Annotated in this window: 13 protein-coding genes; all 13 read left to right on the top strand. The window is 29.2% G+C overall.

Features of this window, described 5'->3' with window-relative positions; all coding sequences use genetic code 11:
* The first annotated feature begins 39 nt into the window (after window positions 1–39).
* On the top strand, window positions 40–1,353 hold the full coding sequence (gene ftsY / locus EIH23_RS00545) for a signal recognition particle-docking protein FtsY (protein ID WP_122638255.1): 1,314 nt from the start codon (window positions 40–42) through the stop codon (window positions 1,351–1,353).
* 97 nt (window positions 1,354–1,450) lie between these two features.
* Window positions 1,451–1,819 (top strand): YlxM family DNA-binding protein, encoded by a 369-nt coding sequence (ylxM, locus tag EIH23_RS00540; protein ID WP_122638254.1) that lies wholly within the window; start codon window positions 1,451–1,453, stop codon window positions 1,817–1,819.
* On the top strand, window positions 1,816–3,168 hold the full coding sequence (gene ffh / locus EIH23_RS00535; RefSeq protein ID WP_122638253.1) for a signal recognition particle protein: 1,353 nt from the start codon (window positions 1,816–1,818) through the stop codon (window positions 3,166–3,168). Before ylxM ends, ffh begins: the two co-directional genes overlap by 4 nt.
* Window positions 3,169–3,202: 34 nt before the next feature.
* Complete coding sequence (gene rpsP, locus EIH23_RS00530; RefSeq protein WP_122638252.1) at window positions 3,203–3,475, top strand: 30S ribosomal protein S16; 273 nt, start codon at window positions 3,203–3,205, stop codon at window positions 3,473–3,475.
* A gap of 43 nt (window positions 3,476–3,518) precedes the next feature.
* Entirely contained in the window at window positions 3,519–3,746 is a 228-nt protein-coding gene (locus EIH23_RS00525; protein WP_122638251.1) for a KH domain-containing protein, read from the top strand.
* Window positions 3,747–3,825: 79 nt separating this feature from the next.
* On the top strand, window positions 3,826–4,338 hold the full coding sequence (gene rimM / locus EIH23_RS00520; protein ID WP_122638250.1) for a ribosome maturation factor RimM: 513 nt from the start codon (window positions 3,826–3,828) through the stop codon (window positions 4,336–4,338).
* Window positions 4,339–4,346: 8 nt separating this feature from the next.
* Window positions 4,347–5,042 (top strand): tRNA (guanosine(37)-N1)-methyltransferase TrmD, encoded by a 696-nt coding sequence (gene trmD / locus EIH23_RS00515; RefSeq protein WP_122638249.1) that lies wholly within the window; start codon window positions 4,347–4,349, stop codon window positions 5,040–5,042.
* Window positions 5,043–5,135: 93 nt separating this feature from the next.
* Entirely contained in the window at window positions 5,136–5,480 is a 345-nt protein-coding gene (gene rplS, locus EIH23_RS00510) for a 50S ribosomal protein L19 (RefSeq protein WP_122638248.1), read from the top strand.
* A 272-nt stretch (window positions 5,481–5,752) separates the two neighbouring features.
* A complete protein-coding gene (gene ylqF, locus EIH23_RS00505) occupies window positions 5,753–6,646 on the top strand; it encodes a ribosome biogenesis GTPase YlqF (RefSeq protein ID WP_122638519.1) in 894 nt (297 codons plus the stop codon).
* Between the two features lie 232 nt (window positions 6,647–6,878).
* Window positions 6,879–8,174 carry a branched-chain amino acid transport system II carrier protein gene (gene brnQ / locus EIH23_RS00500; RefSeq protein ID WP_122638247.1) on the top strand — a complete coding sequence of 432 codons (1,296 nt, stop codon included), beginning with the start codon at window positions 6,879–6,881 and terminating at the stop codon, window positions 8,172–8,174.
* A 186-nt stretch (window positions 8,175–8,360) separates the two neighbouring features.
* On the top strand, window positions 8,361–9,128 hold the full coding sequence (locus EIH23_RS00495; RefSeq protein ID WP_122638246.1) for a ribonuclease HII: 768 nt from the start codon (window positions 8,361–8,363) through the stop codon (window positions 9,126–9,128).
* 50 nt (window positions 9,129–9,178) lie between these two features.
* On the top strand, window positions 9,179–10,198 hold the full coding sequence (locus EIH23_RS00490) for an alpha-hydroxy-acid oxidizing protein (protein WP_122638245.1): 1,020 nt from the start codon (window positions 9,179–9,181) through the stop codon (window positions 10,196–10,198).
* A 402-nt stretch (window positions 10,199–10,600) separates the two neighbouring features.
* Entirely contained in the window at window positions 10,601–11,719 is a 1,119-nt protein-coding gene (locus EIH23_RS00485; RefSeq protein ID WP_122638244.1) for an iron-containing alcohol dehydrogenase family protein, read from the top strand.
* Window positions 11,720–11,778 lie beyond the last annotated feature (59 nt).

Raw genomic sequence — 11,778 nt, 5'->3', positions numbered from 1 at the left:
CCTACTATATAAAATTCAATTTATTTGGAGGAAATATAAGTGTTTAAAAAAATATTTAAGTTTAGTAAAAAAAAGCAAGAAGAAATAAAAGAGAATGAAGAAATAGTAGAAAACTTAGAGAATAATGAAGATGTACATAATGATGAAATAACAATAGATACTGTAAATGAAAATGAATTAGAAAATGAAGATAAAGTTTTAGATGAGGTTTTTAAAACTATAAAGGAAGAAGCAATAGAAGAAGTAAAAGAAGATATAAAAGAGCCAGAAACTATAAATAATATAGAAGAAGCAAAAAATGTTATTGAAGAATCTAAATCAAAAGAAGAACTTAATGAAGTAAAAGAAGCTATTGAAAATATTGATGATAATAAAGAAGAAATAAATAGTGAAGATGAAGTACAAGAATCAGTTATAGAAGATTCTAAGGAAGAAAAAGTTAGCTTATTTAATAGATTAAAACAAGGATTAACTAAAGCAAAGCAAGGAATAACTGACAAAATAGATACAGTATTAAAGTCATATAAAAAAGTAGATGAAGAATTATTAGAAGACTTAGAAGAAGTATTAATAACTGCAGATGTTGGTGTTAATACAACTATGGACATAATAGAAAAATTAAGGGATGTAATAAAGTCAAAGGGAATAACAGACCCTCAAGATGTTAGAGGTGAGTTACAAATAATAGTAGAAGAAATACTTACTTCAGATAATTCTAAATTAGATGTAGAACACTCTCCAACTATAATACTTATGGTAGGTGTAAATGGAGTTGGTAAAACTACTACTATAGGAAAGCTTGCTAACAGATATAAGTCAGAAGGTAAAAAAGTACTTTTAGCAGCAGGAGATACATTTAGAGCTGCAGCAATAGAACAGTTAGAAGTATGGGCAAATAGAAGTAATGTGGATATAATAAAACATCAAGAAGGTGCAGACCCAGGTGCTGTAATATTTGATGCTATAAAAGCAGCTAAAGCTAGAAGTGTAGATTTATTAATCTGTGATACTGCAGGAAGATTACATAATAAAGCCAACTTAATGAATGAATTAGGAAAAGTATTTAAAATAGTAGATAGAGAATTCCCAGAAGCTAAAAGAGAAGTTTTATTAGTAGTAGATGCTACAACAGGACAAAATGCAGTGTCTCAAGCTAAAACATTTAAAGAAGTAGCAGATATAACTGGAATAGTACTTACTAAATTAGATGGTACAGCAAAGGGGGGAGTTGTATTAGCAGTTAAATCTGAAGTTGATGTTCCAGTGAAGTTAATTGGTGTTGGAGAAAGTGTAGAAGACTTACAAGATTTTGATGCAAAAGCATTTTCAGATGCACTATTTGGGAATAATTAGCGCATAAAAATAAATGTTGACAACATATAAAATTTAATATAAAATACAATGTGTAAAGTAAATAACCTTTACAGTAAATCACTTAGGAAGTGAATAAATGAATTTAGAGAAGATGATTGAGATTGGGTTGTTATTTCAGCAATATAAGGAATTATTGACTGAAAAGCAAAGAGAAATTGTATCTTTATATTATGAAGAAGATTATTCTCTGGGGGAAATAAGTGAAAATTTAAATGTATCAAGACAGGGTGTGTATGATACATTAAAGCGTTCAGAAAAAATCCTGAGAGATTATGAGGACAAGCTTAAGTTAGTTTCGAAACTTAAAGAACAGGAAGAATTTGTTAAGCTTGTACAAAATAAAATTGTTGACATTAAACAAGATTTATTGCAAAATAGAGATTGTGCTAATTTAATCCCTAAGCTAGAAAATGTAGAAGATATATGTAGGGAGATGTTAAAATGATATTTGAAGGATTATCAGATAAACTACAAGGTGCACTTAGTAAATTAAAATCAAAAGGTAGACTTACTGAAGATGATGTTAAAAGTGCAATGAGAGAAGTTAAATTAGCTCTTTTAGAAGCAGATGTTAACTTTAAGGTAGTTAAAGATTTTGTTAAAACAGTTCAAGAAAGATGTGTTGGGCAAGAAGTAATGCAAGGATTAAATCCTGCACAACATGTTATAAAAATAGTAAATGAAGAGCTTACAAGTTTAATGGGTGATGTTCAAAGTAAAATAATGATATCACCAAAGCCACCAACAATAATAATGATGGTTGGTCTTCAAGGTGCTGGTAAAACTACTACATCAGGTAAATTAGGTGGATACTTTAAAAAACAGGGTAAAAGACCTTTACTAATAGCAGGCGATATTTATAGACCTGCAGCTATTAAGCAGTTACAAGTTGTAGGTGAAAAATTAGATATACCAGTATTTAATATGGGTGATAAAGAAAGCCCTGTAAATATTGCAAAAGCAGGATTAAGTCATGCAATTAAAAATAATCATGATTTAGTTATAATAGATACAGCTGGTAGACTTCATATTGATGAAGCTTTAATGGATGAATTAAAGTCGATAAAATCGGAAGTTAAGCCACATGAAATACTTTTAGTTGTAGATTCTATGACAGGCCAAGATGCAGTTAATGTATCTGAAAGCTTTAATGAAGCACTTGGAATAGATGGAGTAGTTTTAACTAAACTAGATGGTGATACTAGAGGTGGTGCTGCACTTTCAATAAGAGCAGTAACTAAAAAGCCTATTAAGTTTATAGGTATGGGTGAGAAGTTAGAAGATTTAGAACCTTTCCATCCAGATAGAATGGCATCTAGAATATTAGGTATGGGTGATGTCCTAAGTCTAATAGAAAAAGCACAAGAAAACATAGATTTAGATAAAGCTAAAGAATTAGAGCAAAAGATCAAAAAACAAGAATTTGATTTTGAAGATCTACTACAACAAATGGAACAAATTCAAAATATGGGTCCTCTTGATAAAGTGTTAGGCATGATACCAGGTATGGGGAATATAAAAGACCAGCTTGGTGATGTTGATCTTAATGGAAAAGAAATGAAGAGAAGTAGAGCTATAATACAATCAATGACACTAGAAGAAAGAAGAGATCCATCACTATTAAATGCTTCTAGGAAAAAAAGAATTGCAAAGGGTAGTGGTACGAGTGTACAAGATGTAAACAGAATGATAAAACAATTAAATGAAATGAAAAAAATGATGAAGATGTTTACAGGCTCACAAAAAAGCATGAAGAAAAGGGGCGGTTTTGCCGGACTTCCTTTCTTTAAATAAATAAAAAGACAAAAAATATTCGGAGGTGACTGTAATGGCAGTTAAAATAAGATTAAAAAGAATGGGATCAAACAAAAAACCTTTCTACAGAATAGTAGTTGCGGATTCTAGATCTCCAAGAGATGGAAAATTCATAGAAGAAATAGGATACTATAATCCAGTTTCTCAACCAAAGCAAATAAAAATAAACGATGAGAAAGCTGTAAAGTGGTTATCAAATGGTGCTCAACCAACTGATACTGTTAAAACTTTATTAGTTAACAACGGAGTAATGGAAAAATTCGAAGCTTCTAAGCAAGCAAAGTAATTCATTAAATAATAGTAGAAGCCTATATTAGGAGATGAAATATATGAAAGAGCTAGTGTTAGATATAGCTAAAGCTCTAGTTGATAATCCTGACGAAGTAAAGATTGAAGAAACTATAAAGAAAGATGAAATAGTCTTAACTCTTAGAGTTTCTCAAGATGATATGGGTAAGGTTATCGGTAAGCAGGGCAGAATAGCTAAAGCTATAAGAACTGTCATAAGATCTGCTGCAAATAGAGAAAACAAAAAAGTTTCTCTTGAGATAGTATAGAAGGATTAGGTATATACCTAGTCCTTTTTGCTTATAATACAAAATAAAACGTAATTTTCTCGAAAGCAAGGTGGAAGATATGAGCAAAAAATTAACACATTTTAAAGTTGGTAAAATAGTTAATACTCAAGGTTTAAAGGGTGAAGTAAGAGTTTATCCTTTTACTGATGATATAAATAGATTTGATGATTTAGATACTTTTTATTTAGACAAAGATTTTGATACCAAATGGAATGTAGAAAGAGTTAGATACAAGGGTAATCTTGTAATTATGAAGATAAAAGATGTAGACTCTATAGAAAAGGCAGAAATATTAAGAGATAAATTTATATATGTATCTAGAGAAGATGGAAGAGATCTTGATGAAGAAGAATATTTTATAGCTGATATGATAGGACTTGAGGTATTTACTGTAAACGGAGAAAAGGTAGGAACATTAAAAGATGTTCTTCAATATGCTGCTAATGATGTATATGTTGTTAAAGGTGATGAAAAAGAATATTTAATACCTGCTATAATGAAATTTGTTCCAACTATAGATATGAATGAAAGAAAGATGATAATAGACCCTATTAAGGGAATGTTAGACTAGGTGATAAAATGAGATTTCACATAATGACCCTTTTCCCAGAAATCTTCAATTCTTATATGAATGAAAGCATAATGAAAAGAGCTGTTGAAAAAGGGATAATAGAAGTTTATATATATAATATTAGAGACTTCTCTAACAATAAACACAAAAAAGTAGATGATTATCCTTTTGGTGGAGGAGCAGGGATGCTTATGACACCACAACCTATATATGATACTTATAAGCATATAGTAAATACTCATGATATAAAAGAACCTAGAGTTATTTATTTAACGCCAAAAGGAAAGGTACATAGTCAAGAAATAGCTAATGATATGTCAACTAATGAAGATATAATACTTCTATGCGGTCACTATGAAGGCATAGATCAAAGAGTAATAGATTTAATAGTAACAGATGAGATATCTATAGGAGATTATGTATTAACAGGAGGAGAGCTTCCTGCACTCATATTAATAGATTCTATATCAAGACTTATACCAGGAGTTCTTAGTCAAAATGAATCTTTTGAAGAAGAATCATTTAAAGATAATTTATTAGAATATCCTCATTACACAAGACCAAGAGAATTTATGGGACTTAAGGTTCCAGATGTTTTACTTTCTGGAAATCATAAGAAAATTGAGCAGTGGAGATATGAAGAGTCATTAAAAGTTACAAAGGAAAGAAGACCAGATTTGTACAAAAAGACTTGTAAGAAATAAAAATATATAGTATAATCAATAATGTCGAAAAATACGGGCGTTCCTCTGCTACTTGGTCAGTATTAAGAACGTCTATGATACTAGGAGGAAAAAATGAACGAAATATTAAGATCATTAGAACAAGAACAATTAAGAAACGATGTTCCTAACTTTGGACCTGGGGACACAGTAAAAGTACACGTTAAAATAGTTGAAGGAAAAAGAGAAAGAGTTCAAGTATTTGAAGGTGTTGTATTAAAGAGACAAGGTGCTGGAGCTAGAGAAACTTTCACAGTTAGAAAAATATCTTTCAACGTTGGAGTAGAAAGAACTTTCCCAGTTCACTCTCCAAAATTAGAAAAGATAGAAGTAACTAGAAGAGGTAAGGTAAGAAGAGCTAAATTAACTTACCTAAGAGGTAGAGTTGGTAAAGCTGCTAAGATAAAAGAAGCTAGATAATTAGAGACTTTACTATAAATAAAAGAGTTATTTAGGTGATTTAATCACTTGAATAACTCTTTTTTCATATAAGTATGCAGATTATAAAAACTTAGTAAAGTCAAAATATATATTCATATAATGGAATAGTAAGTTTAAAATATGAAAACCATAGAGATAATAGATAGTATTACAATTATTATCATATAATCAAAGATTATGATATAATGAATAAGTTCGATATAAAAAAATAGTTAAATGAAGGAGTGATATTCATGGCAAGAGGAGACAAAATGAGATCTGATTACGAGGATTATCTTGTAGATGATAATTTACATATAAACTGGTATCCTGGTCATATGAAAAAGACTAAGGATTTAGTTAGAAATAATTTAAAGTTAGTAGATGTAGTTGTAGAGCTTTTAGATGCGAGAATTCCATATAGTAGTAAAAATCCAGATATAGATAAACTTGCAGGAAATAAACCTAGAGTAGTTATCTTAAACAAGAGTGACTTAGCAGACAAAAATAAATTAAATAGATGGATAAATTACTATAAACAACAAGGTATAAAAGCTATACCTGTAGATACTATGAAAGGTTCTGGGCTTAATAAGCTAATTGAAGAGTGTAAAAATGTTACTAAGGATAAAATGGATGCTCTTAAAGAAAAAGGAAGAAAAGAAAGACCGATAAGAATAATGATAGTTGGAGTTCCTAATGTTGGTAAATCTTCTATAATAAATAAATTAACAGGAAGAAAAAGTACAGTGACTGGAGATAAGCCAGGTGTAACAAAGGGTAAACAGTGGGTTAGATTAAAAGGTAACCTAGAACTACTAGATACACCAGGTATACTTTGGCCAAAGTTTGAAGATCAAGAGGTGGCTTTAAATCTAGCATTCAGTAGAGCTATAAAAGATGAAGTTCTTGATGTAGAAACTTTAGCTTTAAAGTTAATAGAAAAACTTATAATTATAGAACCAGAAAAATTAAAAGCTAGATATAAATTAGAAGAACTAGGTGAAACTGGACTTGAAACTATGGATATGATAGGTCGTAAAAGAGGATTTATAACAGGAAGAAAAGAGTTAGATTATACTCGTATAGCATTTACTGTTTTAAATGAATTTAGAGAAGGAAAAATTGGACTAATAAGTTTAGAAGTTCCAGAAGACATAAAATAAATTAAATATAGGTTATATTAAATATAAGTTAAATACCCATAGGTTATATTAAATATAAGTTAAATACCCATAGGTTAATTATATTTAATATAACCTTTTTTATTTAAAAAGTATTATATTTTACAAAAAAATACAAATAAACTAAAATTTCTAATATGATTGACAATTTAGAAAATAAAATATATAATGAATTGAAATTATAAATTTGATATGAAATATTAGGAGGCATTATATGCGAAATATAAAAGATATAATGGTGGTAGGATTTGCATTATTTGCCATGTTCTTTGGAGCAGGTAACTTAATTTTTCCACCATACTTAGGATTAGTATCAGGATCCAGTTGGTTAACTGGATTTGCAGGGTTTGTATTAGCTGATGTAGGATTAGCTTTATTAGCAATGCTTGCAGCTGCAAAATGTAATGGAGAAGTAAGTAAAATTTTATCTAGATCAGGAAAAATATTATCAATAGTTTTAGGTTGTGCTATTATGGTTTGCTTAGGTCCGCTTTTAGCAATACCAAGAACTGCAGCAACTACATTTGAGATGGGAATAGCTCCTTTATTTGGAGGGTTTAATCCAGTTATATTCTCAATAATATTCTTTGTATTAACTTTATTACTTACAATAAAACCTTCAAAAGTTGTTGATATAATAGGATCAGTGTTAACACCTGCATTATTAATAGCATTAGCTGTATTAATAATATCAGGAATAGTTAGTCCATTAGGAGATATAAGTTCAACTTCTATGATTGAAAATGTATTTGTTGAAGGTATAAATCAAGGATATCAAACTATGGATACGTTAGGAGCTGTAGCGTTATCTACAGTTATAATAGCGACTATAGATAATAAAGGATATAAAGATGAAAAGTTAAAAGTTAAGTTAACTTTACAAGCAGGGATTGTTGCGTCAATAGGATTGTGTTTAGTTTACGGAGGACTTGCATATTTAGGGGCAACAGTATCAAAAATATATGGTGTGGATGTAGTTCAAACATCTTTAATTGTAAATATAACAAGTTCATTACTTGGGCAACCAGGTAAAATAATTCTTGCTTTAATAGTAGGTCTTGCATGTTTAACAACGTCAGTAGGTCTTACATCAGCAACAGGGCAATATTTTACAAAACTTACAAATGGAAAATTAAAGTATGAGTTAGTGGTTATAGTGGTTTGTATATTTAGTGCTATAGTATCTAATTTTGGGGTAAGTACAATAATACAATTCTCAGCGCCAATACTAAGCTTAATATATCCCGCTACAGTAACATTAATAGTACTAACATTATTTGGTGATAAGATTAAGAATGATAATGTATTTAAATTTGCAACTTATACAGCATTAATAGTAAGTTTATTAACCGTTGCCAATGATTTTAATATAAGTATACCATTTGTTTTAAAATTACCTTTTGCATCTTTAGGATTTAACTGGATAGTACCAGTTGTTATAGCTGGTATTGTAGGGAATTTTGTAAGAAGTAAAAAGGCAAAATATAATAAATTAAATAGAGTAGCATAAATAAAAATGTGTCTAAGTATTTAGACACATTTTTTTATTTAAATAAATATATATAAAATGATATGAGTATCTAAATTTATTAAAAAGCTTATAATAAGTTTGAAAAATATACAAATTTTATAATAATTTTATATAATAAAATAATTATGTTAAAATATACATACAACATATATTAAGGAGAAACAGATGAAAAGTAAAAGTGTAAAAGAGATAAAAGAGATAGTTGATAATTTGGAAGTTGATAAATACTTAGAGTATATAGATATATTAAGAAATGATGAAAGAAAATCTGTACAAAACTTAGCTCTTAAATTAGCTAAAAAATTAGATAATATAAGAAAAGAAGAGGAAAGATTAGAAAAAATAAATTTATATGAAAATGAAGGATATGAAAATGGGTATCTTTATATAGGTGGGATAGATGAAGCTGGAAGAGGTCCTTTAGCAGGCCCTGTTGTAGCAGCTGTAGTAGTTTTTAGAAAAGGAACTAAGATAGAAGGTATAAATGATTCTAAGAAACTAAGTGAAGCCAAAAGAGACGAATTATTTGATATTATAAAAAGTGAAGCACTTGATTATGGAATAGGAATTGTTAACAATGAAGAAATTGATGAGTTTAATATATTAAATGCTACTTATATGGCAATGAAAAAGGCCTTAAATTGTTTGAAAAAATCACCAGATTACTTATTAGTTGATGCGGCTACAATACCAGGTATAGATATAAAACAAAATCCGATAATAAAGGGAGACTCTAAATCGATATCAATAGCAGCAGCTAGTATATTAGCAAAAGTTACAAGAGATAGTATTATGTATAAATATGATGAAATGTACCATGAATATGGTTTTAAAGGGCACAAAGGATATGGAACAAAGGAACATTATGAAGCTATAGAAAAGAATGGAATAACCCCAATACACAGAAAAAGCTTTTTAAAGAATGTGTTATAATATATTAGAAAATGTATTTTAGTAGATTTAAATAATTTGGGGGAATGATGATGGATTATAAAGAAATGTTAAAAAATGCTAGAGAAAATCTAAATGGAAGTTGTAAGGTATGTAAAGCATGTAACGGAGTGGCTTGTGCTGGTGAAGTACCAGGTATGGGCGGAAAAGGAAGTGGATCTTCTTTTATAGAAAATTTTAAGAGTTTAGAAAATGTAAAAATAAATATGAGAGTGATACATAATGTAACAAACCCAGATACTTCTATTGAATTATTTGGAAAAACTATGACCTCTCCGATATTTGCAGCTCCAATAACTGGAACTACTTTAAACATGGGTGGTAAACTTACTGAAAAGGAATATATAACTCCTGTAGTAGAAGGATGTATAGATAGTGGAGTTTTCGCTATGGTAGGTGATACAGCTGTTGATTCTTTCTTAATGGATAATCTTGAAGTTTTATCTGAAAATAATGGAAATGGGATTGTATTTATAAAACCATGGGAAAATAAAGATATAAAAAGAAAAATAAAATTAGCTGAAGAAGCTGGAGCATTTGCTGTTGGTGTAGATATAGATGCTTGTGGACTAGTTACTTTATCTATGCATGGAAAAACTGTTGTAGCGAAATCATTAGAAGACATAAAAGAATTAAAAGCATCTACAGAACTACCATTTATATTAAAAGGAATTATGACAGAAGAAGATGCTATTATGGCTGTAGAAGCAGGTGTAGATGCTATAGTTATATCTAATCATGGTGGTAGAGTATTAGATTGCACTCCAGGGGTAGCAGAAGTATTACCTAAGATAGCTAAAGCTGTAAAAGGAAAAGTAACTATTTTGGCTGATGGAGGAATTAGAACTGGTGTTGATGTTTTAAAAATGATAGGTCTAGGTGCAGATGCTGTCCTAATAGGAAGACCTTTTGTAACTGCATCTTTTGGTGATGGAAAAGAAGGTGTAATATCTTATATAAGTAAGATAAAAAGTGAATTAGAATCTACTATGATATTAACAGGATGTAAGAATATAAAAGATATTGATTCTAAGGTTATATATAAAGATTAAACTTATATACTATTCATTCTAAGAAACACAACATATGATAATGTATAAGATAAAGACGTCTACATTTATTTAGGGAATGTATGCGTCTTTTTTATATATGTAGAAGTATATAAGTATAATAAGTGTGGAAAATTTAAACGGGAAAATAATATAAGAATTTGATAGAAAGTACGTTATGCACTCTTGATCAAAAAATGGACTATTAGAAATATCAATAGAAAAAGCTAAAGGAATATAGTTTTGAGACATTAAGATATCTGGATGATGGGATATATATTAGCTTGCCTAGCAGGTATTGCATATGTAAAATATTAATAGATAATAAAATATGATATCATCTAAATAAAGATAGTAGAAATATTATAATTAAACTTAACAACTAAGCAATTAGGAGGAAAATAAATGAATTGGAAATATACTCAGCCGGTAGAAATTGAATTTGGGAATGGTAAGATTAAAAATCTAAAAACATTGATTAAAGATAGAGGATATAAAAATGGATTATTGGTGAGTAGTAAATTTTTAGTAAAAAATAATACAGCATCAAATATAATAGAAGAATGTGAAGGGTTAATAATAGATATCTTTTCGAATATACAACCAAATCCTACTATTGAAAATGTAGATGAATGTGCAGAACTAATAAAAGATAAGAATATTGAGTTTATAGTAGCATTAGGAGGAGGTAGTGTTATAGATTGTGCGAAAGCATCAGCTACAATATGTTTAACTAATGATTCTATAGCAAAATATCATGGCACAGGAATTGAGGTACCAAAAGAACATATTCCATTATTTGCAATACCGACAACTTCAGGAACAGGATCGGAAGTAACTTGTGTTTCTGTTATAACAGATGAAAAATTAGGTAAAAAGGCTCCTATAGCATCAAATGGATTTTATCCGGAAGTTGCAATAATAGATCCAGAGTTAACATATACTGTTCCATCTAATATAACTGCATCAACAGGAATTGATGTATTAAGTCATGCATTAGAAGGATTTTGGAGTAAAAATCATCAACCAATATGCGATGCATTAGCATTACACGCATGTGAACTTGTATTTGAATACCTACCAAGAGCATGTGAAAATCCTAAGGATTTAATAGCTCGTGAAAAGATGTCTGAGGCATCGTTAATAGCTGGATTAGCATTTTCTATACCAAAAACTACATCATCTCATGCTTGTTCATTTCCTTTAACTAATATATACAATATACCTCATGGAGAAGCTTGTGGATTAACTTTAGATTATTTTACAAGAATAAATGGAAAAAATGACAATGGAAGGCTAGATAAATTTGCAACTAAGCTTGGATTTAATGATAGTTTTCATATGGCAGATGCAATATATGAATTAAAAAAGAAAATAGGTCTTTTGAGAGATTTAAAGTATCTTAATCTTTTAGATGATCAAATTGATGAACTAGTCAAGAAAAGTAATCATCCTAATTTATACAATAATCCAGTTGAAATTACAGATGATATGCTTTTAGAAATGTATATTAGTTTAAGGTAGTATAAACTATTAATACAAAATAATCCCTATAGAACAAGGTTATTTGTCTATAGGGATTA

Source organism: Romboutsia sp. Marseille-P6047 (assembly GCF_900604535.1).
Classification (GTDB): domain Bacteria; phylum Bacillota; class Clostridia; order Peptostreptococcales; family Peptostreptococcaceae; genus Romboutsia_E.
The sequence above is the reverse complement of the archived record's forward strand: the minus strand, read 5'-3'. Positions and strand labels throughout refer to the sequence as shown.